At 49.8% G+C, this 26,712-nt stretch carries 19 protein-coding genes; 3 read left to right on the top strand and 16 right to left on the bottom strand.

Translation table 11 applies throughout. The features are described 5' to 3' along the window. Positions 1-84: 84 nt before the first annotated feature. The gene (locus tag EOE67_RS16975) at positions 85-582 is read right to left on the bottom strand and encodes a DUF6265 family protein (RefSeq protein WP_127700523.1); all 498 of its coding nucleotides are present in this window, start codon (positions 580-582) and stop codon (positions 85-87) included. 413 nt (positions 583-995) lie between these two features. Between EOE67_RS16975 and EOE67_RS16970 the strand changes: the two genes are divergently transcribed. Beyond that, positions 996-2,777, top strand: coding sequence for a coiled-coil domain-containing protein (locus EOE67_RS16970; RefSeq protein WP_127700522.1), 1,782 nt, complete (start codon positions 996-998; stop codon positions 2,775-2,777). Between the two features lie 18 nt (positions 2,778-2,795). On the opposite strand, the gene EOE67_RS16965 is transcribed toward EOE67_RS16970, so the two are convergent. From EOE67_RS16965 to EOE67_RS16940, 6 genes are all read right to left on the bottom strand, one after another. After that, a complete protein-coding gene (locus EOE67_RS16965; RefSeq protein WP_127700521.1) occupies positions 2,796-3,359 on the bottom strand; it encodes a TMEM165/GDT1 family protein in 564 nt (187 codons plus the stop codon). A 231-nt stretch (positions 3,360-3,590) separates the two neighbouring features. Continuing rightward, a complete protein-coding gene (locus EOE67_RS16960; protein ID WP_127700520.1) occupies positions 3,591-4,964 on the bottom strand; it encodes a cytochrome P450 in 1,374 nt (457 codons plus the stop codon). 18 nt (positions 4,965-4,982) lie between these two features. Beyond that, entirely contained in the window at positions 4,983-7,277 is a 2,295-nt protein-coding gene (locus tag EOE67_RS16955) for a di-heme-cytochrome C peroxidase (protein ID WP_127700519.1), read from the bottom strand. A 403-nt stretch (positions 7,278-7,680) separates the two neighbouring features. Continuing rightward, a complete protein-coding gene (locus EOE67_RS16950) occupies positions 7,681-10,755 on the bottom strand; it encodes an efflux RND transporter permease subunit (protein ID WP_127700518.1) in 3,075 nt (1,024 codons plus the stop codon). A gap of 5 nt (positions 10,756-10,760) precedes the next feature. Continuing rightward, positions 10,761-14,105 (bottom strand): efflux RND transporter permease subunit, encoded by a 3,345-nt coding sequence (locus EOE67_RS16945; protein ID WP_127700517.1) that lies wholly within the window; start codon positions 14,103-14,105, stop codon positions 10,761-10,763. 73 nt (positions 14,106-14,178) lie between these two features. After that, positions 14,179-15,246 (bottom strand): efflux RND transporter periplasmic adaptor subunit, encoded by a 1,068-nt coding sequence (locus EOE67_RS16940; protein WP_127700516.1) that lies wholly within the window; start codon positions 15,244-15,246, stop codon positions 14,179-14,181. 334 nt (positions 15,247-15,580) lie between these two features. Between EOE67_RS16940 and EOE67_RS16935 the strand changes: the two genes are divergently transcribed. Next, complete coding sequence (locus EOE67_RS16935; protein ID WP_127700515.1) at positions 15,581-17,047, top strand: OmpP1/FadL family transporter; 1,467 nt, start codon at positions 15,581-15,583, stop codon at positions 17,045-17,047. Positions 17,048-17,120: 73 nt separating this feature from the next. Here EOE67_RS16935 and EOE67_RS16930 read toward each other — a convergent pair whose 3' ends face one another. The 7 genes from EOE67_RS16930 to rppH form a co-directional block, all read right to left on the bottom strand. Further along, positions 17,121-18,116 (bottom strand): DUF4097 family beta strand repeat-containing protein, encoded by a 996-nt coding sequence (locus tag EOE67_RS16930; RefSeq protein ID WP_240652857.1) that lies wholly within the window; start codon positions 18,114-18,116, stop codon positions 17,121-17,123. Between the two features lie 14 nt (positions 18,117-18,130). Continuing rightward, positions 18,131-18,712, bottom strand: coding sequence for a hypothetical protein (locus EOE67_RS16925; RefSeq protein ID WP_127700514.1), 582 nt, complete (start codon positions 18,710-18,712; stop codon positions 18,131-18,133). Continuing rightward, positions 18,702-19,214, bottom strand: a complete 513-nt coding sequence (locus EOE67_RS16920) for an RNA polymerase sigma factor (RefSeq protein ID WP_127700513.1) — start codon at positions 19,212-19,214, stop codon at positions 18,702-18,704. Before EOE67_RS16920 ends, EOE67_RS16925 begins: the two co-directional genes overlap by 11 nt. A gap of 274 nt (positions 19,215-19,488) precedes the next feature. Continuing rightward, the gene (locus tag EOE67_RS16915; RefSeq protein ID WP_127700512.1) at positions 19,489-20,322 is read right to left on the bottom strand and encodes a thymidylate synthase; all 834 of its coding nucleotides are present in this window, start codon (positions 20,320-20,322) and stop codon (positions 19,489-19,491) included. Beyond that, positions 20,319-21,125, bottom strand: coding sequence for a prolipoprotein diacylglyceryl transferase (gene lgt, locus EOE67_RS16910; protein WP_127700511.1), 807 nt, complete (start codon positions 21,123-21,125; stop codon positions 20,319-20,321). The genes EOE67_RS16915 and lgt overlap by 4 nt, the downstream gene beginning before the upstream one ends. Before the next feature lie 122 nt (positions 21,126-21,247). Next, positions 21,248-23,512 carry a phosphoenolpyruvate--protein phosphotransferase gene (gene ptsP, locus EOE67_RS16905; protein WP_127700510.1) on the bottom strand — a complete coding sequence of 755 codons (2,265 nt, stop codon included), beginning with the start codon at positions 23,510-23,512 and terminating at the stop codon, positions 21,248-21,250. A gap of 27 nt (positions 23,513-23,539) precedes the next feature. Continuing rightward, the gene (gene rppH, locus EOE67_RS16900; protein ID WP_068066364.1) at positions 23,540-24,052 is read right to left on the bottom strand and encodes an RNA pyrophosphohydrolase; all 513 of its coding nucleotides are present in this window, start codon (positions 24,050-24,052) and stop codon (positions 23,540-23,542) included. A gap of 392 nt (positions 24,053-24,444) precedes the next feature. Here rppH and mutH point away from each other — a divergent pair, with 392 nt between their 5' ends. After that, entirely contained in the window at positions 24,445-25,113 is a 669-nt protein-coding gene (gene mutH, locus EOE67_RS16895; protein ID WP_127700509.1) for a DNA mismatch repair endonuclease MutH, read from the top strand. Between the two features lie 65 nt (positions 25,114-25,178). Here the strand turns inward: mutH and EOE67_RS16890 are convergent, their stop codons facing one another. After that, entirely contained in the window at positions 25,179-26,051 is an 873-nt protein-coding gene (locus tag EOE67_RS16890) for a substrate-binding periplasmic protein (protein WP_127700508.1), read from the bottom strand. Between the two features lie 83 nt (positions 26,052-26,134). Beyond that, positions 26,135-26,587 (bottom strand): hypothetical protein, encoded by a 453-nt coding sequence (locus tag EOE67_RS16885; protein WP_127700507.1) that lies wholly within the window; start codon positions 26,585-26,587, stop codon positions 26,135-26,137. Positions 26,588-26,712 lie beyond the last annotated feature (125 nt).

Genomic DNA, 26,712 nt, shown 5'->3' with positions numbered 1-26,712 from the left:
GAAAATAGCCGAGCATTATAGTCAAGTATTGCTGCGAATGGAACCTTTGCCGCTAGCGCCAAGATTGACCAAGTGCGTTAGCAATTAGCGTTTTTTCAAAAACAACAAGCTAAAACCTTTGCCAGCGCCGTCACTGACATTGACTTGCAGCTGCACTTGCGCCGCATCTGATCCGGCCGATGACTCAACAGGCTTGAGCATATATTCCAGCTGCTTTGGAAAATCATGCGCCATATTGACAAATTTCAGCCGCCCGGCAGTGCATTCTTCCAATTTAAACGCCACCGGCAATGGATTGTGCGCCACCTTCGCCAGATAAAAAATCTGTTGCTGCATTTGCACCAGCCGCAGACTTTCCTGCTGTTTTATTTTGCCATCAGCGGTGATGGTCTGGCCTTCGCCTTCAAAACTGTCAGCACTGACCGCTTGCCAGCGTTCCAGCACGGTCGACTTGCCGATACTGGCCTGCCATTCGCCACTGAGCCAGGTTAATTGATCCAGCGTACAAGCTGCCTGCACCGTTGTTAGCGGCAACCACAGTGCTGATAAAACCAGATAAAACTTGAGCTTAAGATGCTTCATTCATTGTGCCCCATGGTTTTTCCCAACAACTGCTTCTTTTTCATCGACATTGGCAGAAGTGAAGCTTCATTATTGGTCAAGGCGGTAAATCCGGCAAGTAGCCATCGTCCGGCATGATCTGGTTATTTTTTGTTATTTATTGATGAATTTTTTAACAAAAACACTAACATCGGTTGTAGCCATAGTTTCAACTACCAGTTACAATCCAAGGCCATTTAGCCGCTGCTAATTTGCAAATTGCTGGTTTTCGAACGTCATTTCCAAACTGAAGTGTGACGGAAATTGTGAGCAGGGGAATAGCAGTGGCGGCCCGTTTGTTTGATGTGCTTTTTGATGTGGTTACTTTTGCTGGGTTACTTTTGCTGGGTTACTTTGATTGCGTTACTTTGATTGAGTTACAAGGAACAGTTCCGATGGTGAGTTATGATCAGGTCAAACAACTTTGCGACGCTTGGCAAGCTGCCGGACAACCCATCGATCTCGATGCGATTGCCACGGCGTTAGAGGCTCCCGCCGCGCAAGTCCAAACCTGGTATACCCTGTGGCAAAATGAGCAACAAGCTCCGGATTTCAGCACCGAATTTATCAACGCCTTTCGCCAGCAAGCCACGGCTTTCACCCGCAATTTTACCGCCCAGTTACAACAAGAATTGTTGTCAGCACAGCAACAACAGAGCGAACTACAGCTGCTGTTACAGCAATCAGCCGATGATCAGGTATTTTTTACCAATCAAATAGCCCAGCAACAAACTGAAATCGCCGCCTTAAACCAGACATTGCAACAAGCTGCGGCGGAAAAAGCACAGCTTGAAACCGCAGCGGAACAACATCACCAGCAAACTAGCCTGCTCAGCAAAAACCTGGAACAGCTGCAATTGCAGCAGGACAGCACCAGACAGGAGCGTGATCAGGCGCAGGCTGAAACTGCCGAATTTAAGCAGACAGTGGCGCTCATTCGGCAGCAACTGGCTGAGCAACAACAGCAAATCCAGGCCGAGCAGCAACAAGCGCAATCGCTGAACGCGCAGCTGCAAGCCGTTGCCGAACAACTGCAAAACAGCACCCAAGATGCAGAGCGCAGCGAACAAGGCCGTCAACAATTACAGCAGGAACTGGCACAAAGTCTGGCACTGCAACAACAGACCACGGCCGAAAACCACAGCTTACAGCAGCAACTGCAGAGCGCGAGCCAGCAACTTTCTGCCACTGAAACCTTGCAACAACAACAAGCGCAGCAATTGCAGCAACAACAGGAATTGTTAGTCGCCAATACCGAACAGCTTACCCAAACGACAGCCAACTATGAATTGCACTTGCAGCAATTCAGCACGCAACTAGCGGCAGGTGTACAAATTCAGCAACAAAGCAGCCAGGAACTGGCGAGGCTGATGCAGCAACTAACGCAAAGTGAGCAGGCACATACTGCCGCCAATCAGCAAATTGCGCAGCTTCAACAACAAATTAATTGCCAGCAACAAAACGGTGCCGATGTTGATCAGCAAGTGCAGCAGCTACAACAGCAGCTCAGTGCACAATTGCAACAACAGCAAGAACGTGAGCAGCAGCTGGAACTGCAAAAAAACCAGTTGGCGCAGGAACAGACTGCATTACAACAAGTGTTGGCGCAGCAGCAGGCCCAAGCAGTGGAAGAACAACAACAACTGCAACAACAATTAACCGACAGCGGCCAGCAGTTAGCTGCCCTGCACGCTGAGTTTGAAGCTGTGCAACAACAGCTGCAGAACTCCGAACTGCCCGCAATGAAAGCAGAGTTGCAACAAGCCCAGCAAACTCAACAACAGCAGCAACTTCAGCTACAACAACAGCAACTGGAACTTGCCGCACAAGCACAGCTTATTACCTCGCTTAAAACCGAAATGCCGGATCATGAAACACAGCTGCGTCAATTGCAGGAAACCAACATTCTGCTGAAACAGCAAAATGCCAGTGCTGCGGAACATCATTCGACCCAACGGGAAACCATCAAGCAATTACGGGAAAATCTGGCGCAATTACGCGAAACCTCGCAGTTAGCACAGGCAGCACAACAACAGCTGTCCGAGCAAAACCAACAATTGCTCGAACAAGTGTCGTTCGTCAAAACCAACAGTGCTTCAACCATTGAACGCCTGACAAGAAATTGGGAACAAGCGCAAGCGAAAATCCGCAATCTGGAACAAGGCAGCCTGGCCTGAGCGGCCAGACAATTGCGCTTAAATCTGCCCGGCGACGATTGTCACTATGCCCAACAACATAAACACCGCACAAGCCGCCATTCGCGCCCAGGCCAGTGGCAACCTCTCTAAAATCCAGCGCCCGGCATAGACTACCGGCACATTGGCCGCCAGCATGCCCAGCGTCGTACCGATAATCACCAGCCAGGTTTGTGGATAAACCGCTGCCAGTAGCACGGTGGCAATTTGGGTTTTATCACCAATTTCCGCCACAAAAAACAGCACGCAACTGGCGGCAAAAGCGCCGTATTTCAGCACTTCACTGTCGCCGCTGTCGTCTTTATCCGGGATCAACAACCAAAGTGCAACGGCGATAAAGGAGCCACCCAGCAACCAGGCATGCCAGGTTGCCGGAATAAACTGCGCCACCCAGGCACCAAACCAGGCGGAGGCGGCGTGATTGAGTAAAGTAGCGACCAGAATGCCGGCAATAATGGCGCCGCGGGAGCGAAATCGCGCCGCCAGAAATAACGAAAGAAGTTGAGTTTTGTCACCGATCTCAGCGATCGCCACGCCGGTGAAAGAATAAAGCAATGCGTCCATATGTGGGCTCAGCGGGATAACAGACAAAAGACAACGCTGCGACTCCCGCTTTGGGCCACAGTGCTGTCTCAGGTCTCATCAGACATCCGCAAACAAAGCGAATGTCGTTGTAGCCATGTGCATGAGGCACAAGTATGTTGACCACAACGAAGCCGGACAAACCAGCAACAGATTACTCCCCCAAGCAGGAAGACGCGCATTGTAGCTGCTTGGCCGGTGCTGCGGCAAGCCTTAGGTTGAGCTCACCGTCCAATGCAATGGATACTTCTCGGGAAATGGCCCTGGCCGGTCCGGGAAAAACTGTTGATTGACGTAACAAATATCACCTTTGCTCTGCAAGTTTTCCAGCAGCAGAACTTGTTTCACCATCTCTGGGATAAGCTCGATACCGACGTATTTTCCGAGGCACTGATGCGGGCCGTAGCCAAAAACAAAATTGTGATTCACATCCCGTTGCGGATTAAAAATGTCGGGCTCTTTATACGCAAAAGAGTCGAACATCGCCGATTGCGTGAGTAACCGGACAATAGTGCCTTTTTTGATCCGGGTCTGATAATAGCTGCCCAACCCAATGTCATAATCTTCTGCAGTTTTACGGAAAATATCTGGGCTTATCGGCACAAAACGTAACGCTTCCCACACCATCGCATCAAAACCGGCAACATCGTTTTCCCGTGCCAGATTTTTGGCTTGCTGTAACAACGCTGGCCGCTGCAGGAAAAACTGTACGGTTTGCGCCACCGCTTGCGAGGTGGTTTCAATAGCGCCAATCAGCAGCCCGCCGGCATTGACCCCCACCCGCACCAATGAAAAATCAACGTCGCTGGCAAAATTCGATTTCACCATTCGCACCACCATATTGTCGCGCTTCGGTTTCATCGTCATGCCCAGTAACCGGTACAGCAACATAGCCGGCACTTTTAACACCAGTTGCAATAATCCCAGCAACCGCACACTGACCACTTTCCGGGCCATCAGCACCGCAATATAAGCCACCAGCTCTTCCGAGACTTTTGCATGCTCGCTGATAATCAAATCATGATCGCGGTCTGATAGCAGATCAATTGGCTGATTATGAAACGCATCATACTGATTCCAGTACGACCAGCGAATGAGATCCTGTTCATCTGAGCCATCCAGCCCAAAATACTGCTGCACCAGCAACATCGGCACCATCCGGCAATATTGGTTCACAAACTCAATCTCGCCGTTGGCTTGTTGTAAAATACGGGCCGCGTTTTTAGCAACCTGCTGCCGGACCGCTGGTAAATCGTCGCGATTTAATAGCCCCTGCATAATCGACTTTTCACGGTAATGCAAAGCATCATCGTCATGCGCCATCAGATAACCGGCGTCGGTGGCGGTGACGCCCATTTTTGGTTTGTATAAATCCACAGTAAACGTCTTGGGTAACTGCAGCATATCGGCTACATCAACATAATTGGCCACCAAGGTGCATTGCGGCGTTTGCAATACCGGCCGTTGGGCTCGCAACTGGGCGAAAAAAGCCAGCCGCTGTTCGCTCTTGATCCATTGCTGCACCAACGGGTAACGCTCATGTTCGGCGGCTGCATCAAACTCGCTTAAATAATCCCGGTATTGCATAAGCTCTCCTGGCCGCCGTTATAGCGTTTTTAAGAATTCAATCAGACTCATTCGATCATCAGGGCTTAAGCTACAAGCGCCGTAGTCATGTCCTTTATTGCTGTTGCCCGCCAGGCTGGTATCAAATTCGAAACCATCATAACCTTCTGTTTTAAGGCCCACTTTTACCGGGTCAAATTCTCGTGCGCCAACCTTAAACGTTTTCGGACGGTCCGCTACGCAGCTCAGCAAATCGTGTAAAGTCGGGACCGAGCCATTGTGCAGATAAGGCGCCGTCGCCCAAATGCCATTGAGTGACCGCCCCCGATAGGCCAGCAGACTATTGTATGGATTGGCGGTGGTATCCGGCAGGTAATTACCGGCTTTCAGGCTATTCTGCACCGGATTATCTTTGGCCGAGCGCACCAGCGAATACACCCAGTCATAGAGCCGCACCGGCAGCCATTTATCCGGATCTGGGGTGGCGATCACCCCTTTGGTTCCGGCCGTCAGGATTTGCACCACCGGCGCATCTTCCTGGATCACTAACGAGCCAACATCGGTCTCCTGATAGGTATTTCGAAGGTTGCCGGATTTACCGTGGTACTGCACACTATTGCGGGCCATGGTTTCGTCGGTGGTTTCCGGATCCTGAATGCCGACCATATTCGACACCATCAACCGATCACCGGCTTCGCGATCGAGGACGATATGGCAGCTCTGACACTTCTGCGCGTATAGAACTTTGCCACGTTCGACTTGCGGCCGATTCATCCTTAAATCTTGCCCGGCACAATCCCGTAAATCGACTGCCTGACTGAGCGGGCCATTTGGCAGATAATAATCGCCACTTTGGCCGTTGCGGCAAAATGGCCAGCGCGGCGACATCAGGGTCAGTAAATGACTTTCTAACCGTTCCAGATTAAATAAGTCGACCGACGATTTAAAATTAATCACTTGCTCTTTATTACTTTGTCCGGTCAGCAATGACGACAAACTAAAGTTTTTCATCCACTTACTGACACCGGTTTCGGTATGCCAGTCCAAAATGGCAAAGACTCCGATCACTTCACCGGCATTGCGCCCTAAAGGCCCGAGGAATGAATTACCGGCGAGGCCGTTCCATTGCACATAGTCTGAATAGGTGATATCCCACAAAAATGGATAACTGACTGGCGCGTTAGGTGGATTAAAAATCGCGTTGCGGATCCGGAGCATATTGGGCTGATTTAACTTCGGATAACCTGGGGTATTAGAGCGTAGATTGGCCAGAATTTGCGTGAATTGCTCGTCTTTTAACACCGCGTCTTTGGGATCGCCTACACCTTTGAGCACCAGGTCGACTTCGGCGTCGCTCAGCACCCGCTCTGCACCATCAAATCGGGTGACCGTTTTTAGAATTTTTTCCAGCTGCTGACGATTGATCGCATGTTGCAGTACCCGATTATAAATACGGCCAAAGGCATCCAGCCGCGCATAACCGTAGCGCAGCGGATAAGAATACTCGCGGCCATTCTCACCAACGCAAATATGGGTACTGCCATCCGGTTGCAGACACTGATTGGTGGTACTGTGATTGACGGTATTGTAAAGCTCCCGGGTCGCGGTCCATTTGTTGAGCGCTGTCTCAACTTCTTCTGCCGAACTAAAATCATTGCCGAGTGCCAGCACTTGCTCAATAAAACGATCTAACCGTGGATTCGGTTGGTCTGGTTTACGCTGTGTCTGATTCAAAGCCGCCGACATCGCCGTTAAAAAACCAACCATATCCGCCATCGCTGGCCCGCCATCAATCCGCACCGCCCGCCCTTGAAAATTAATTTGCCCGGTGTGACAGGCACTGCAGGTTAAGCCGACATAATCTTTGCCCTGATACCGTTCTTTGACAAAGCCAACCGGCAGCGCGTCAGGATTAAAAAAAGTGGATTTTTGCGGCAGATAGCGATAATCATCCACAAATTTCGGACATAAAAACCAACTGTTATTTTTGCCGTTGCGCTCACAGCTCAACGCGCTTTTTTCCGGTTGTTCTAAGGCCAGTAAAAAGTCGTATGGCAGAAAAGCCGAACCTTGGGTGGTGTTGTAAAACCATAAACTGCCATTGGCATCCCAGCCTTGATCCAGGTATTCCGGAGTACTGTAGTTTTCACCAAATTTGCCTTCGGCAATCGCCAGCGCGCCACGGTCGGGGTCATTATCCCATTGCTGGTAAATTTTGGCGGTGAAAGTTGCCAACAACGGCAACACCACCAACACGCCCAACAGCAGGTAAGTCAGACTCTTAGGTAAACGGATAAAAAACAGCACAATTCGATAAAGCAGGCGGCTGAACATGGTGCACTTCCATCACTGGAGCGGAACCTTTATACCCAAACAACTTGAAGATGCAGGTTTCAGCGGGAGATAAAAGCACTTGAGGCAAGGCAGCGTTTGGAAGCTTTGGTTGTTCCAAAGCGACAAGCGCTAACGCGGCATCAAGGGCTTTTAGCCCCGTCCGAAGGAAGCTGCGGTACTGTGCAACGTTTGCTTGTGCAACGCAGCTCTGAAAACGCATCTTCAAGTTGCTTGGGTATATACAACTGGGATCCTTGTTGTCGGTGATTAGAAGCTAGTTCAGCTTTATTTTGTGGTCAAATTTCCAGCAACTGGTCAACTGAGCTCAATCCTACGAAAACCACAGATCAAAAAAAGGGCAACCTCACCGAGATTGCCCTTTTTTAACTGCAGTTTTCGCCGCTTAAGTTGAAGATTTTACACTGATAATTTTATCTACCCTGCCACGGGCGCGGCTGAGAAACCGTTGCCAACGCACACCCATCCGCACCAGTCCCCAGTACGTCAAGGGCACCAATAACAAGCTGGTTAAGGTGGAAAAAATCAGTCCGCCAATGATGGCAATCGCCATTGGCGCATAACTTGGACCATTGCTGCCGATGGCCGCATCACCAAAAGTCAGCGGGATCAGGCCCAGCACAGTGGTGGAAACCGTCATCAGAATCGGCCGTAACCGCGTTTCACAAGCCGAAATAATCAGCGCCACCAGCTCCGCGTCCGGCGATTCTTCCCGCAATTGATTGATGCGGTCGACCAGCACAATGCCGTTATTAACCACAATCCCCATCAACACCAGCATGCCGATCATCCCCATAATACCCATGGTGGTGCCGGTGATTAAAAACGCCCAAAACACGCCAACAAAGGAGAACAACAAGGAACCAATGACCGCCGTTGGCAATAACAGCGACTCAAACAATGCCGCCATCACCAGGTAAATCATCGCCACCGCCAGCAACATATTGATTTGCATAATACCTTGCGCTTCATCCTGATAACGGAAGCTGCCTTCAAACGACCAGCTGTAACCTGCGGGCAGTTGGAGCTGCTCCATCACTTTGGTCAGTTCCTTTTTGGCGTCATCCATTTTTAAGTCTTTATGCAGATTCATGCCAATCGCCAGACCCGTCTGCCGATCCATCCGGCGAATTTCGCCCAGTTGCTGCACAAAACTCAGAGTGGCAATTTCATCGAGGCGCACCACCTGATTGTCCTGCAACTTCACCGGAATCGCCGCCAGTGCTTGTTGCGATAAACTGACGGTCTCGTCATACAATACCCGCAGCTGCACTTCGCCTTGATCCGGCGTGCGGAAAGTCCGCAAGTTGGTGCCACGCAGCGCCAGACTGACCATATCCGCCACATCTTTGGCGTTCAGGCCAAAGCGCTGCAAGTTATCCGGATTAAGCTTGATTTGTAATTCAAATTTGGCAGAACTTACTTCAGAGCGCACATCTTCCAGACCTTTGACCGAACTGATTGCCGGGATCAGTTCGTCAGCCAGTTCCATCAACTTGCCCGTCGAGGGGCCAGACAAATGTACTTGCATACCGCCGCCAGAATCGCCCCAGCCAAATTGGGGTTTGCCCAGCACCATCGGCGGCCAATCCTTGCGGATCGCATCTTTAATTTGGGTCACGGTTTGAGGTAATTCATCCATAAACATGATGGTCGATACCGCAAAACCCGGCGTGTAATAGCTGTACACCGAATCGATATGGAATTTTTCTTTATTGCCATAAAGATAAGCTTCCATCGTTTTCACCGATTGTTCCACTTCCGCCAGGCTGTAATTGCCCTGAATGTTGTAATTCAGGAACAGACGGTTTTTATCCCCTTCTTCCTCATCGCCGCCGGAGATAAAACTCATCGGAATGGCGATACTCGCTAATAACCCAATCGCGATAAAGGTTGAAGCGATTGGCTTACGCATAGTCCAGTGCAGGCAACGACTGTAAAAACGGTCGGTGGCACTTTGTTGTAACGTATGTTGCGCGGTCATGCCTTTGATTTTGGTCGACAACCAGGGGATCAGCGTTAACGCCACCAACAGCGACACGCCTAGTGAGATGGAAATGGCGACGGCCACATGTTCCAGAAACACCGTGACATCGACTTTCTGACCAATAATATTCGGCAAAAATACAATGGCGGTGGTGGCAGTACCGGCAAGCACCGCCAGACTGACCCGATACACACCACGTTCGGTCGCCCGCACCGTATCACTGTCCGCTTCGCGTTCGCGGAAAATACTTTCGGTCACCACCACCGAATTATCGACCAGCATACCAACGGCCAGCATCAAGCCCATCATGCTGAGAATATTTAAGCTGTAACCAAGGAAATACATGATACCAAGGGTAATAGTGATCGACACCGGCACCGAAATAACCACCAAAAAGGTGGTCGGAATGTGTCGCAAAAACAAATACAACACAATAAACGACAACACCGCGCCCATCACGCCGGAACTCAACACGTTGGACAGCGAATCGGTGACTCCTTTGGCGGTATCGTCCATCACAAACAGATTGATGCCATTAAAAGCCGGATCGTTGTCGACCGCATCAACCACCGCCAAAGCTGCTTTTGACACATCAACCAGGTTCGCCCCTGACTCTTTAAATACATTCATACCGACCGCAAACGACTGATTCAGCCGGCGCCCTTCGACCCGTTTTGGCAGTTCCAGCTGTAACTCAGCAATATCGCCCAGATGAATCCCACCCCCTATCGGAATTTGTTTGATTTCATCGAGCGTGGTCAGTTCACCGACTGGTTTCACCAGAATGCTGCTTTCGGTGGTGCGAATTTCACCGGCGGTCATCGCAAAGTTTTGTTGCGACAAGATATTCATTAACGAGGCAACATCCACCTGCAAGCTGCGGATTTTTTCCGGCTGCAACCGTATCGTCACCTGGCGTTTGTCGACGCCATACAACTCTACTTTGGACACACCAGGCACCCGCTCTAACGGTCGTTTGATCTGCCGTTCCAGCAAATCGTACGCCATCGATAAATCACGTTCGCTGGAAATCCGCAGCTGAAAAATTGGCATATCATTGGTATTAAACTGAAACACCAGCACCCGCTCTACATCCGCTGGCAGTAAATGGCGAATGCTATCGAGCCGCTCGCGCACTTCGATGCTTTTGGTATTGATGTTCTCTTCCCAGTTAAATTCCAGGCCAACATCCATACCGTCTTCGCGGGTGAAACTGCGCATCTTTTTAATACCGGTGACGGTCGATAACGCTTCTTCCACCGGCCTGGTGATCAGCCGCTCCACTTCGGCCGGTGTGGCGTTCGGGTACGGCACATTAATGTAAATTTCCGGAATATCAATGCCAGGGAAGTTTTCCAGTGGCAACATCCGACTGGCCAACATGCCAAACACCAGCATCGATAAAAATACCATACACAGCGTCACCGGGCGTTTTAACGCCATTCTGGTGATGGCTAAGGGTTTAAAGTCCATGCGCCTTACTCCTGAACCAATGTGTTGGCCGCATTGTTAGTAGCACCGCCACTCACAACGGTATTACGGGCGGTCATCCGATAAATTACCGGGATAAACAGCAGGGTAAGCAGTGTTGAAAAGGACAGACCAAAAATTACCGTAATCGCCATCGGCGCCCTGATTTCGGCACCATCGCCCCCGAACATCATCGGTAATAATCCCAATACTGTGGTTAAAGTGGTCATCATCACCGGTCTTAATCGTGTCGCACAGGCATCGACGATGGCCAGATCGATTGCTTGCCCTTCACCACGTAACTGGTTGATCCGGTCAATCAATACGATGGCGTTGTTTACTGCAATACCAGCAAGCATGATGAGACCAATGAACACAATCACAGACACTCGGGTGTCAGTTATTGCCAAACCAAGCACAGCACCAGCACCGGCCAGTGGCACGGTAAACAGGATCAGCAGCGGTTGCAGCAGGTTTTCAAATTGCGATGCCATCACCAGATACACCAGGAATACTGCTAAGGTCAGGGCAATCACCAGCGAATTAAACGAGCGCTCCATTTCTTCACTTTGACCAACCATCCGCACTGTGACACCGTATGGTTGCACTGTATTGGCAAGTAACTGGCGCACTTCAGCGGCCGCTTGTTCGACGTCACCAAAGGCCAGATTGGCGCTGATCACGGCAACGCGTTGCTGGCCGATACGGGTAATTTCGCTCGGGCCAATTTCACGACTGATGGTGGCCACGGCAGACAACGGCAACGGCAATTCACTTTGTGGGTTGATAATAATTTGTGCCAATTCCTGCTCGGAATTGCGATAGCCTTCTGCCAACCGCACCCGGATATCTACTTTGCGATCGGCAATTGAGAACTGCCCCGCCACTTCGCCGCCAACATAATTAGCCACACGTTTTGCCACATCGGATGCTGTCATCCCAAGCTGCGCCAGGCGTTGATGATCAAAATGCAGGGTAATTTCCGGCTGACCATCCCGCAGACTGGATTTCACATCGGCAAACCGATCCAACGCTTCAAGTTTGGTCGCAAGGTCGGCCGCTGCGGTTTTAAGCGCCGCCAGTTCATGACCTGCCACTTCAATTTCCATCGGTGTGCTTAAGTTAAACAGCTCCGGTGTATCAATTTTTGCCGTGACATCCGGCATCGCCGCCACGGTATCCCGCAGTAACTGCATCAGTTGCTGCTCTTCAATGGCAGAAGACGATGCTTTTAACACAATATTTAACCGGCCCCAGTGGCTGCCGCCAATCGACGGATCAACCGTCATTTGCTGGCCAGTGCCGGCCTGCGCATAGGTCCGCTCGACGATGTCCTGCTGTCTGGCCACTTCAGCCAATTGTTTTAGCACCACATCGGTCCGTTCAATGGCGCTGCCAACCGGTAATTGTACTTCGACATAAAACTCGCCCTGGCTCATCGACGGGATCACATCAAAGCCAAGTCGTGGTGCCAGGCTGAAACACAAACCGGTGATCACCAGGGTCAGTGCCAACACCAGTCCTTTCGCCTGTAAAGATTTTTGCAACAACCAACGGTAACTTTGTTCCAGTTTCAGCAGCCCGTGTTGCACAACATTCAGGAACGGATCCAGCACAAAACCACAACCTTTCGCCAGCCCGCGCCAAAGCAAGGTCAACAGCGAAACCAGCATTGACACCACATAACTCAATCCAACAAACGGCAGTTTCAGTCCCCACACCAACCACTGATACCAGCGCTGCGGTTTCACTTTAACCACGGTTTCAGCTGCGACTGCGCTGCTGCCAAAACTACGCTCATGCGCCGCCATTGCCGGGATCAGTGTTAATGCCACCACTAATGACGCTAATAAGGCATAAGTCACAGTTAAGGCCTGATCTTTAAATAACTGACCGGCAATACCGTCGATAAAGACCAGCGGGAAAAACACCGCCACCGTAGTCAAAGTTGACGCTGTAATCGCCATCGACACTTCACTGGCACCTTTTTTCGCCGCTTCCAGCGCCGAATAACCTTGTTCTTTGTAGCGGGAAATATTTTCCAGCACCACGATGGCGTTATCCACCAGCATACCAATCGCCAGTGCAATACCACCGAGACTCATAATATTCAGGCTGATATCCTGGGCGTACATCAGGTTAAAAGTGGCGATAATCGACAGTGGAATAGAGATAGAAATCACCAGCGTGGTCCACAGATTCCGCAGGAACAGATACAGCACCAACATCGCCAGCAAACCACCGGAAATAGCCGCTGATTTGACTTCTGCTATCGCATCACTGATAAAGGTCGATTGGTCATAGACCAGCTTGAGTTCATAACCGGCTGGCAGATTTTTTTGCAGTTCTTCCAGTTTGCTCAGCACAGTTTTTGCGACCTGCACCGTATTAGCATCACCTTCTTTATACAATGCAATTTCAATGGCTTCACGACCATCAACATAGGTAATGCTCTGGCGATCGACAAAGGCATCTTTCACTTCGGCAATATCACTGAGCCGTATATGGCTACCGTTTACGGTGGCGATATACAGGTTACGCATTTCATCCAGCGTATTAAATTGGTTGATGGTTCGGACCAGATAGTCGTTCGCAGCAGTTTCCAACCGACCACCGGCCTGGTTAATGTTCTGGGCTTTTAACCTGGCATTGACAGCGCTGATATCCAGGTTCAGCTGCGACAGTTTTTCATTGTCGACCAGTACCTGAATTTCCTGAGTTAAACCACCATCAGGGCGCACTGCGGCGACACCGGTTAAAGCTTCTAATTTACGGCGCAATTCTTCATCGGCGTAAGTACGCAGCACCACCTGTTGCGACTGTGACAATGCCTGTGGCGCTGCTTTCGCGATGTTGTCTTTGCTGCCTTGTGCCTCTTTGCTACCTTCAGCCGCATTGCTATCTTTGCTGACAGCGCCTTCATTGCGGCTTAAGGCTAAGCGGATGATTGGGTCAAGATTAGGGTTAAACCGCAGTAACAACGGCTTTTTCACGTCCAGCGGCAGCCAGAGCACATCCAGTTTTTCACGGACTTCGAGACCGGCCAGATCCATATCTGTGCCCCACTCAAATTCCATAATCACATCAGAACGCCCAGAGCGCGACACCGACTGCACTTTGCGAATGCCTTTGACAATACCCACACTTTCTTCAATCGGTTTACTGACCAGCTGTTCAACTTCAGCCGGCGCCGCGCCCAGATAGTCGGTGCGAATAGTTAGCGTTGGGTAAGATAAGTCAGGTAACAGATTGACGGCGAGCCTTGCCATCGCCACCAAACCGAACAACATAATGCCGAGTGTGAACATCCAGATGGTAACGGGACGGGCAACTGCCAGATTGACCAGTTTCATCGAATTCTTCCTGTAGTTTTTATTGTGGGAGTGCGCCCGGCGCGATAGCTCCGGGCATCAGATGATTCAGAGATTAGCTTTTAACGTTGACGATATTAACGGTGCTTTTATCTTTCAGGCTCGCCTGACCGGCAGTAACCACCTGGTCGCCTTCCGCCAGTCCTTCAATCACTTCCAGGAAAGCATCAGATTCATAACCGGTTTTCACCAGTTTACGGCTGACTTTGCCATCATTCACCACAAACACCGAGCTGGTGTTGTCCATGGCTAACACGGCACGTTTTGGCACTAATAAGGCATCGGCTTTGGCGTCATACTGCAATTCGACCTGAGCGAACATGCCGGCTTTTAATACTAAATCGTTGTTATCAATACCGATGGTGACACGCGCCGTACCTGAAGTCGCATCAACCACTGGCGAAATCCGCACAATTTGCGCCTGATGTTGTGGCATGCCAGCAAAATTCAGATAAGCGGTTTGGCCAACTTTGGCCCGTTGTAATTGATGTTCCGGTAAATTGATCACTGCTTCCAAACGTTGTTGTGACACCACGTGGAATAAGGCTTTTGATGAATATTCAGTGATCAGTTGACCCACTTTGACATAACGACGGGCAATCACCCCGGATATCGGCGCGCGGATTTCGGTATCGCGCAATGAAAGTTCCTGCATCCCGACAGCGGCAGTCATCGATTCTAACTGCCATTTTAATTTGTCGTAGACATCAGCGCTGACAAGTTTGCGCTGATACATTTTTTCCATCCGGACCATTTCACTTGTCAGCTGGCCTAACTCGGCTTTGCCTTGCGCCAGTTGAATACGTTGACGCTCGGTATCTAAAGTGGCCAGCACCTGACCTGCTTCAACATGGTCCCCTTCTTCCACCAGCACGGTTTTCACCAGACCGGTTGCTTTACTGTTTACTTCGGCGTCGGCTTTGGCTTCCAGTGTAGAAGTGGTGCGGTACGTGCTGCTGATGGCGCCGCGACTGACTTTGCTGGCTTCAACCGGAATGCTGACCACCACATCTTTTTTCTCAGTGTCCGGGCTGCCGGAAGCAGATTCACAGCCTGACAGCAACAGAACGGAGGCAAGTAACGACACACTGATAGCACTGGCTAATTTTGATGGGGTTTTCATAAACATTTCCTTGGCTGTAAGAGCAATTTTAAACTTCACTGTGACCGATATAGCATCTGGCATGCCATGCTGGAATAGGATTATTTTATTCTTTTAAATCATTAAGATAAATCAATTCAGTACGCTTAGAGTGCAACAAGATATTTCAGAGCATTGGCGAAAATCGCTATCTATTAGTGATTTAGCTCAACCCCCGGCACGACAGTTCACATATTTCACGAGTTTTAGAGCATGTACTCTAGGCAAAACAGGCTCTATACTGCGCCGCCACAGGTCTGACCAATAATCATAACAGCAGTCTGTGACCAAATTTTATCAACCCTCAGGAAGCATTATGTTTAAACCATCGTCTATTGCAGTGGCGATTGCCTGTTTGCTGCACACCGGCCTGGCACACGCCGAAGGCTATAAACTTTATGAACAATCGGTCAGTAGCATGGGTAATGCTTATGCTGGCCGCGGCGCACAAATCAGCGATGCCAGTCTGGTCTACTCAAATCCGGCGGCGCTCAGTCAGCTCAAAGGGCCACAATGGGCCGGCGGCCTGAATATTATCGATGCTGACACCCAATACCGCGATGTTGCCGCAGCCAATGCCAACGGCGCCGCAGTGATTGGTCGCAGCTCAGGTAAAAATAGTTTAATTGAAGCGGTACCTTTTGCGTTTTTTGCGGATGAACTAAACGACGACGTCCACTACGGCTTTGGTTTTTATGTGCCTTTTGGTTTATCGAGCGACTATGACCATGATTGGGCCGGCCGCTATTTCGCCGATGAAACGGCCATTCAGGTACTGGCACTGCAAGGTTCGGTGTCTTATGAACTGACTCCGCAGTGGTCCATTGGCTTAGGTCTGAACCTGAATCATGCTGAAGGCACTTTATCCAAATACAAAGATCACAATGGCTTGTGCGAAACAGGAAGCAAAATTAACGCTATTTATCAGCGGGATGTCTACAATGCGGCTTATTGCGACAGCCATTATGAAGTGTCAGGTGACGATGTCGCCGCGGGTTACAGTTTAGGACTGCATGGTCAACCAATGTCGGGTCTGAAGCTGGCTATCGTCTACCACTCAGAGCTGAAGTTTACGTTACAGGGCGATTCGGTGATCCGCAACACCCCAATCACCGGCGCCAATGTGGCAGGTTCAGCCAATTACATTGTGGTCGCGCCGCAACTGCCAGCCATCGACAAAGCTACCGGCAAACTGGCGGCACAGTCGCAACTCACCGAAGCAAGCCAGCTGGCCCTGACCACGCCGGCAAACTTAATGCTGAGTTTGGATCAACAACTGACCAGCGACTGGTCCTGGCAGGCCAGCGTCAACTGGACCGGTTGGAGTGCTTTTAAAAATATTGAAATTGTGAGCGTCGATGCTAAACCATCGCTGTCACTTTCAACCAGCCAACCGCAAAATCTGGCCAAGCCGGGCTACATCGGTTACATCCCGGAATACTGGCGTGATAGCTGGTCGACGGCACTTGGCCTGACCTGGCAATACCAGCCGGATTTAACGCTAAAAACCGGTGTTGCATACGATGAGAATCCGATCTCACAAAGTCACAAAACAGCCAGGGTACCGACGGCCGATCGGCTGTGGTGGACTGTCGGCGCCAACTGGACCATCAATCGCCACTGGACGTTGGATCTTGCTTACGGTTACATGTGGATGAGTGCGCTGTCGATTAACGAGCATGAATTTAATGCCAACGATCAACGCATTTATAAATCGCAGTTGCAGGCATCGTTTAAAAACCATGCCCAGGTTCTGGGTATGCAGCTGAATTATCGCTATTAATTTTCGCTTGGAACTTTAGATAGTTATAGATAGCGATGGTTGTTGCGGCAACACAACAACCATCTGCTGCTACTTAACGTGATTCAACCGTCAGATCACCGCTGACAGTGGACATATCAATACTACCATCGCCAGAGCCGGTGCTAAATTCCAGGCTACGGCGCGGGCCATATTTGGCTTTGTCCGCTTTTTGTGACGTCAGTTTATTGTCGATATCCCCACCGGCACTGGCCTCCAGTTTAAAACGCGCGCTGACTTTAGGTTCCAGTTTTAACGTGGCCGAACCGCTGACGGTACTGGTGTTGATACGAGGAGCCAGACTGCCTTTTAAATCAGCTTTAATTTCACCGTTGACGGCACTGAAGTCCAGTCGCTCGGTCCCTTCCAGTTTCAGATCCGCTTCACCATTCACCACTGAGACATCAATTTCACTGGCTTTACTTTCCAGGGTAATTTCGCCATTGACCGATTCTGCTGACAAACGACCACTTGAGCCTTTATCATCAATTTCACCATTGACGGTATTGAGTTTGATCCGGCCCGAGTTATCAATGCTGTCGATTTCACCATTCACTGTTTCCAGACTCACTTCATTTTTGAGCTGTTTGGCAACAATGGTGCCGTTGACGGTGGTCAGTTTGCTGCCACCTTCAACCCCAGTAGCGGTGACATTGGCATTGACGCCGCTAAACTCAATCTGACTGCCGACCGGCACTTCAATTTGCAGCATCGAACCTTCTTTTTCGCCGTTGTCATTCCAGCCACTATAAGTAGTTCGTGGCATTTTCACTTCAAAACGGGTAAAACCATCTTTGGAAATCAGCTCAAATCCTTCAGCCTTTTCATCCAGTTTGCCTTTGACACTAAACACATTTTTGCTGACCGCTTTAATTTCGACATTGCCGCGCATGTTCTCAATGTAAATTTTTTCATTGGCCTTTACATCGCGCTGTTCGTTAATTTGTTCAGCGGCAACAGCCGGCTGCGACACACAAATGACGCTCAGTAATACCAGCGCGATACGCTTTGGCGTAAATGTTTTCATGGTCGATTTTTGAGTAAAAGTCATGGTAATTCTCCTGATTAGGTCTGATCCGCAAGGACCACTTTTTGTAAATAAGCCAATTCTTGTTGCTGCAATCTAGACAGCTGTCTGAGTAATCCGGGTTCATCCGGTTGATATTGCAACGCCAGCAGGACCAGGTTGGTCGCCTGTTTCCAGATCTGCAGTTGTTGTTTCCAATCTTGATAAATCTCCGGCACCTGGTTGATTTGTGCCAGTTGTAAGGCCCGTTGTTGTTCAAATTCGCTACTTAGCCGCCATTGGGTTTCGCTGGTTGCTCTGACCCGCGCGGCGCTGACCGTAAATTCACGGTCTGGCAATGCGACCTGCTGTTGATCTGGTTGTGTCGGCTGATCTTGTTGTGCCACAAAGGGCTGATCCCCGGATTGTTGCCACGGCGCCCAGACCGTGAAAAGCACTGCTGCGGCTGCCGCCAGCCACCAGCCTGTCTGAACTTTGATGGCCGGTGGCGCTATCACGACCGGTGCTTGTTGTGGCGTCTGCGCCAGCCGGGCAGCCAATTCCGGCCATAAATCACGTGGCGGCTCTATGCTGTCGGGCAATTGCGCCAAACGTTGTTGTAAATCCTGTTCAGTTTTCATCTAACCAACCTCTTAATAGCTGACGGGCACGGTGATATTGTGCCTTGCTGGTACCCTCGGCAATATCCAACATCCCGGCAATTTCCTGATGCAGATAGCCTTCCAGCGCAAACAATACAAAGACGGCTCTGGCCTGATCCGGTAATCGTAAAATGGCTTGTTCCAATTGCGGATCGGCATGTGCGTGTTCAAATGCGATGTCCGGCACCTCGACATCCAGATTTAACCGCGACACTTTGTTTTTACGAAACAAATCCACCGCAGCACGGCTGGCGATAGTATGTAACCAGGTCGAAAATGCACTATCGCCCCGAAAACCAGGCAACTGCTGCCAGACTCTGACAAAAGCCTCCTGGCAGGCATCTTCAGCTTGTGCTCTGTCGGCGAGTAATCGTAAGCAAACTGCAAAAACGCGTCCTTTAAAATGATGATATATCAGATAAAAACTCTTCTGATCACCATTTTTAGCCTGCTGTATCCAGCCTTCGAGCTGATCCTGCATTCGATGTAAACTTCCGGATTTGTGACTGATTTGAAAGGTTTGTCGTACACCATAGCGGCATGGTTTAAAGGCCGCAAAAAAAAACTGCAGAAATTTGATTTAAAAATTTTAAACATAAAAAAACCGGCTGAATTCAGCCGGTTAAAAACAAGACAAGCAGGGTATCGCAGGAATGTTACCTTTCACATCAATCCGTGTCTGGTAAAGCTATTATCGAAAATGTCTGTGACAGTTGTGACAAAGGTCCATGACAGTTTTAAGACAAATCACTGCATTAAATGGCAATCGGCGCTTTAATCGCCGGATGCGACTGATAATTCTGCAATTCGAAATCCGCAAAGGTAAAACCGAAAATGTCGGTGACCGCCGGATTAATCTTCATCGTCGGCATTGGATAAGGTTCACGGCTCAGTTGCAGCTGTACCTGTTCCAAGTGGTTTAGATACAAATGCGCATCACCAAAGGTATGCACAAAATCACCAGGCTTTAATTCACACACTTGCGCCACCATCATCGTCAACAGTGCATAACTGGCGATGTTAAAGGGCACGCCCAGCAAAATGTCGGCGCTGCGCTGATACAGCTGGCAAGACAATTTGCCATCATTCACGTAAAACTGGAACAAGGTGTGACAAGGTGGCAACGCCTGACGACCGGCAGCAGCATTGTCTTTTGGTGACATTCGGGTATCCGGTAACACCGCCGGATTCCAGCCGCTCACGATCAACCGGCGCGAATCCGGTGTGCGTTTAATATCGGCAATTAACTGGCTGATTTGGTCAATCACCTGGCCATCCGGCGTTTGCCAACTGCGCCACTGAGCTCCGTAGACCGGGCCTAACTCACCGCTGTCGGTGGCCCATTCATCCCAAATCGACACGCCATTGGCTTTCAGATACCCGATATTGGTGTCGCCTTGCAAAAACCACAACAGCTCATGAATAATTGATTTTAAATGACATTTTTTAGTAGTGACCAGCGGAAAACCCTGACTTAAATCAAAGCGCATCTGATAGCCAAACACGCTGATGGTACCGGTACCGGTGCGATCGGTTTTCTGATGACCTTCGGCCAACACATGGCGCATTAAGTCTAAATACTGTTTCATATCAAAGCTCCACGTGAACGACGCAGATAACCCCAGCTGATTAAACCAACGCCTGAAATAATCATCGGCAGGCATAACCACTGCCCCATCGACATGCCCAGCGATAACACGCCAAGGTGGGCATCCGGCTCGCGGTAAAACTCCACGATAAAACGGAAACTACCGTACCCCGCCAGGAATAAACCAGCGACATTACCGGCCGGCGGCTGCTTCGAGCGATACCACAACAGCAGCACAAACAACACTAACCCTTCGAGCACAAATTCATAAAGTTGTGATGGGTGGCGCGGCAATGGACCGGCGCCTGGGAATAACACCGCCCAAGGCACATCCGTGGTGCGGCCCCACAATTCGGCATTGATAAAATTACCAATCCGGCCAGCACCTAAACCCAGTGGCAGCAGCATCACCACAAAATCACCCAATTGCAGGTAGTTTTTCTGGGTACGCCAGGCGAAATAAATCATCGCCGTCATCACGCCCAACACTCCGCCGTGGAACGACATGCCACCTTCCCAGATCCGAAACAGATACAGCGGATCATCTAAAAACAACCCAAACTGATAGAACAACACATAACCAATACGCCCGCCCAGCACCACGCCGAGAAAGCCAAAAAACATCAAGTCGCTGACCTGATCGCGACTCCAGCCGGAATTTGGCTTATCGGCTGCGCGATTGGCAATCAGATTCGCCATTAAAAAGGCGATTAAATACATCAGCCCGTACCAGCGAACGCTGAGCGGGCCAACACTGAAAATAACCGGATCAATTTGCGGGAATACGATAAAGCTGGAAGACATGCACTACCCTTGTGTCGATGGATGAATGATTGCGGTCGCAGAATAACACTGGCGCCGACTTTTTCAAGCGCCAAAACCATCGCAATGCAACGCTTATAAATAAACGTTGCGCTGAATGCGGCTTAGGCGCGCAGTTGATTTAATAGTTGTTTTTGATCGAGGAAACGCTGTACTTGCAGCCGGACTTGTTTTGGCGACTGACAAGCCAGAATTTCCGGTAACAATAACTTCAGTTCAGACAAATCAATCCGACGCAGTAACCATTTGATTTTCGCCAGGTTTCGATGGTTCATACTAAAACGGTTAAACCCCATCGCCGCCAGGATCAACACGCCGATCGGTTCACCAGCCAATTCACCACAAATACTGGCCGGAAATTGCAGGCCATGGGTTTGTTGCCCGAGCTGGTGCAACGCGCGAAGTACTGAAGGGTGCAGCGCATCATACAAATTGCCAACCCGTGGATTGTTGCGATCCACCGCCAACAAATATTGGGTTAAATCGTTGGTGCCAACCGAGCAAAAATCGACTTTCCGTGCGAGTTCAGGTAACTGGTACATTATCGAAGGGACTTCAATCATCACCCCAACTTTTGGTTTTGGCACCACATGTTGCTGATTGACTTCATCGTCCACTTCAAACCAGGCTTGTTTAATCAAACGCAGCGACTCATCAACTTCGGCTAAATCTGAAATCATCGGCAATAAGATATGTAAATTGCCATTGCCGATATTCGCTTTGAGCATAGCGCGAATTTGCACCAGGAAAATTTCCGGATGATCCAGCGTTAACCGAATACCACGCCAGCCTAAAAATGGGTTTTCTTCAGAAATCGGGAAATAAGGCAAAGGCTTATCACCACCGACATCCAAGGTGCGCATCACCACCGGTTTATCCGGGTAACCGGTCAGCACTTTGCTATAAAGTTCAATCTGCTCTTGTTCGGTTGGAAAACGGCTACGAATAATAAACGGAAATTCAGTGCGGTATAAACCAACGCCATCGGTAAATTCCGATTGCGTCGTTTCAAGTTCAATCGCAAGGCCAGAGTTCACCATCAGATTAAAGCGCGCGCCACAGGCACTTTGCCCCGGCAAGTGTAATTCCGCCTGGTAACGGGCATTCAGCTCAGCGTCTTTATTCATCAGCTGGCGATATTCATGACAAATCGCTTCAGCCGGTGACACCAGAATATTGCCCTGATAACCATCAACTATCAGTTGCTGGCCTTGCCATTGCATCAGCGGTAGTTCGTCGACGCCCATCACCGCCGGAATACCCAAGGCCCGGGCCATAATAGCGGCATGCGAGTTGACCGAACCTTTTAAAGACACTATCGCGACAAGCTGCACCCGAGGGATCTCGGCCAGCATGGTGGCCGTGACGTTTTCCGCGACCAATACCACGTGTTCTGGCAATTTGTGATGACGTTGTTCGGTTTCGAGTAAATGATTGAGAACCCGCTGGCCTAAATCGCGGATATCGGTACCACGTTCGCGCAGGTACGCATCGTCCATGTCGTCAAACTGGCGGGCAAACTTCTCCACTACCCGTTTCAGCGAACTTTTGGCACACCAGCCTTCAGCGATTTGCGCTTCAATCTCGTTACCCAAACTCGCGGCATCTAATAACTGGTGATACACATCAAAAATCGCCAGCGCATCGGGGGGCAAATGCCCGGACATCCGCTCGGCGAGACGGTTAAACTCGGCTTTGGTGACTTTCACCGCGCGGTAAAAACGCGATAATTCTTTTTCAGGGTCATCCGATTTTTGTAGCGAAATAGCATCAAAATCGCTGGCCGGTTGCAGCACAAACCCTTGACCAATGGCAATACCCGGCGCGCCGATTAAACCTTGTAACTGCCCGACATGCACATGTTTGGGTGAGCTCTGACTGGCCAGTTCCCGCATTTCTGCATTGACCAGCACCGACGCCAGTTGCACGCCTAAGGTGACTAAAAACGATTCTTCATCTTCACTAAACACCCGCGACGCCGATTGCTGAATGGTCAGCACGCCCAGCACTTTACGGTGATGAATAATAGGGCAGCCTAAAAATGCGGAGAAACAATCTTCACTGACTTCGGGAGTCACTTTAAAACGGGGATGTAGATGAGCGGCAGCTAAGTTGATCGGTTCTTCGCGTTGACCAACCCAGCCAATCAGACCTTCGGAAAAGCCAATCGCCACTTTGCCGATGGCGTCTTTATTCAGACCGTCGGTGGCCATCAGCATAAATTGTTGTTGTTGATAGTCAGCCAGATAAACCGAACAACACTCGGTTTGCAGCGCATTTTTGACGTTCGAGACCAGACCGGCCAAAGCATTAGCCAATGATGGTTCTTGCGCAACGTCCTGTACAATACGCCTTAGCTGGCCCAGCATAACGACCCCTTGATGTCACAGGGTGAGTTACCTCACCCCATTACTTTTTTTAACTTCACGACGAATAAACGGCAAAGCGACCGGGGCAAACTCTTTCATTACTTTACGGTAAACTTCCCGTTTAAAAGCAACGACCTGACGCACTGGATACCAATAACTGACCCAACGCCAGTCATCAAATTCCGGGTGTGTAGTTTTTAGCAGATTAACATCTTCGTCCTTGCAGGTCAGACGCAATAAAAACCATTTTTGCTTCTGACCGATACATACCGGGTTTGAATCGCGACGAATTAAACGTTTTGGAAGTTTATATCTCAGCCAATGTTTGGTGACTGCCACTATTTCTACATCAGCGGGCGATAAACCAACTTCTTCATTTAACTCACGATACATGGCTTGCTCCGGTGATTCACCGTCGTCTATGCCACCCTGCGGGTATTGCCAGGAATGTTGTCCATATCTGCGAGCCCAAAACACCTGTCCCTGGTGATTACAAATCACTATGCCGACATTGGCCCGAAAACCTTCGGCATCGATCACACTAACCTCTAGCTAATTTACAGCAGCTTGTGAAAAGATTCTTTCACAAAGTCGCTGCCACGGCAAACGGTATTTGGCAGTGGCTTTGCAAAAGTGGTTTGCAAAAGTTATCCACAGTTCAGTAAATATACAGTCACCCATTGTGCACTTCTACACAGGAGTTGTAGATAAAACTGTGCACATCCTTGTTCTTATCCATGAATAACTTTTGAAACAGTGGCTAGCAGCTGCAATGAATTATAAATTTATAGATGTTTATCATTAGGTTAGGCAAACATCACCTTCATTACACTGGCGCACACACTGTGCATAAGTTGGATTGCCGATAAAATAACCAGTCAAAGCCCGAAAAAAATGTTAGTTTGCCGATAGTTATTGCATAGGTGCTGCCAATGATTTTGCCCCCGGTTAATGTTGCTGAATTAATGTACCGCGCCCAGCAATTAGCGGGTCTGACGCTTGGCGAAGTAGCCGCCAATTTGGCGCTGACCTTGCCCCAGGATCTGAAACGCGATAAAGGCATGGTCGGGCAAATGCTGGAGCAGGCATTAGGCGCCAGCAGTGGTTCCAAAGCGGAGCCGGATTTTCCGCAGCTGGGGATTGAACTCAAAACCCTGCCGGTCGACAGCAGCGGCAAACCACTGGAAAGTACCTACGTTTGTGTCGCCGCACTGACCGATCTGAGCCTGCAACGCTGGCAGGACTCTTGGGTTTGCCGCAAGTTACAGCAAGTGTTGTGGGTACCGGTGTGGGCGGAGCGTCGTTTGCCATTGGCAGAGCGAGTGATAGGTTCAGCTTTTTTGTGGCAGCCGGATCCGCAGCAACAACGTTTATTGCAGCAAGACTGGGAAGAACTGATGGAGCTGATAGTGCTCGGCGGTATCAATGAGATCCGCGGCGCGCACGGTAAGGTGCTGCAACTCAGACCCAAAGCCGCCAATGCCAAAGCACTGACCGCAGCTGTTGGCAGCGACGGCCAGCCCATTCAGACCTTGCCCCGTGGCTTTTATCTAAAAGCCAATTTTACAGCAGAAATCCTGCAACGGCAGTTTGGGATCTGATCCGCAATGAGCAGACGCTGGCAGCGTTTGACAACATCGTTGTCAACAACCGCCAGCATCCTTCGCTACTGCTGATAGCGCGCCATAATAGCGTCGTATTCGCCGTTCTGACGGATCGCTGCCATCGCGGCATTAAAGGCGCCAACTTTGGTATCAGCGACCGTTGTTTTACTGAACATGACATACACATCGTTGTCACCCAGTGTGATGCTGTGCGGACTGACCATTTTGTCCAGCCCTTTGCGTCTGAGCATCGATGCCGCCACAAACCGATCTTCCAGCATACCGTCAATTTCTTCATCGATCAGTCGAGCCAGATTCAGTTCGCTCAACGAGGCTTCCACAAAATTGGTTTTGAGTTTGTCGTCACTATAAAGCTGCGCCAATTCTTCACCGTAATAATACTCGCTGACAATGCCAAGCTTTTTACCTGCGCTCAGAAAATCGGTCATGGTATTTTGCGGCAGACCGGCAACTTCCGCTGCCCGCACAAAAAGTACAAACTGCTCTTTACGGTAGGGTTCGGAGAAAAATGCGTATTCCTCCCGGGCGGCCGTTTTCGAAGCGCCAAGCAACATATCTATTTCTCCGGCTTTTAAACCGGCAATCAGATCAACCCAGGTGCCCTGTTGCGGGGTAATTTCACAATTCATTTTGGTGGCAACTGCTTGCACCAGTTCGATATCAAGACCCGCTGGTTTTTGATCCATACCGACATATTGGTAGGGTTCCCAGGCTTCAAAGCCGAGTTTTAACACACAGGCTTGCGCCACAGGTTCAGGTGGTGTGACCGCAGGTTGCGCGGTAGGTGCCGGAGCGGTTTCGGTGACCGGGGTGGTCGCTGCATCAGCAGGAGCTGACGGGGGTACAGGCGCTGGCTTACAACCAATTTGTAATAAAACCAGCGTGATGCACGAGAGGAGGGTTAGAATTTTCATATGCTGCCTCTTGGTTTAGTCTATCCAAAGCAAGCTTAGTGCATATTTTCCAAATTAGTATTGTGTCCGAACGGCTTGTTGTTTCAAATTGCTTCTACCAGCTGCCAAACCTGCTCCACAACCTGCTGCTGAGCTTCACTGCGCTGATACCAAAGGCCTTGTTCCAAGCGCCATTCATAATGCTGCGGTGTTTGTTCCTGTGCAACGGCCGATAATTCAATCGATTCTGAATAGCGGTTTTGCGCCAGTTCAAACCTACCGGCGGCGGCCTGCAACAGTTCACCGGTCGTGGTTTTACTGACAAAACTGAAGTGCTGATTGGCGACCACTTTGATCGACTGCAACTGGGTTGCATCCTTTTCCGACAATAACTTACCATCAGGTGTCAGCACCCGGGTTGATACCAAACGCCAGGTGCCGTCGAGCACAGAACTCACCGGTTGATATTTTTTGTCGTTGTTGGTTAATGCCAACCCATAAAACAGACTTGAACAAATCAGCATCAAGCCTAATAAAAATCCAGAGTAATAATTCATCGCCAACCTTCCTATCTGGCTGCTTTACATCGCACTTGATACTAGCGACATTGCGAAAGTCCTACCAGTGAAAAATCAACTGAAAAACCGAAATATCAAGTTTCTATCAGGTTTTTTGCGCCGGT

The sequence above is a fragment of the Rheinheimera riviphila genome (assembly GCF_004005945.1).
Classification (GTDB): Bacteria; Pseudomonadota; Gammaproteobacteria; order Enterobacterales; family Alteromonadaceae; genus Pararheinheimera; species Pararheinheimera riviphila.
This window is presented reverse-complemented; position numbering and strand designations above follow the sequence as displayed.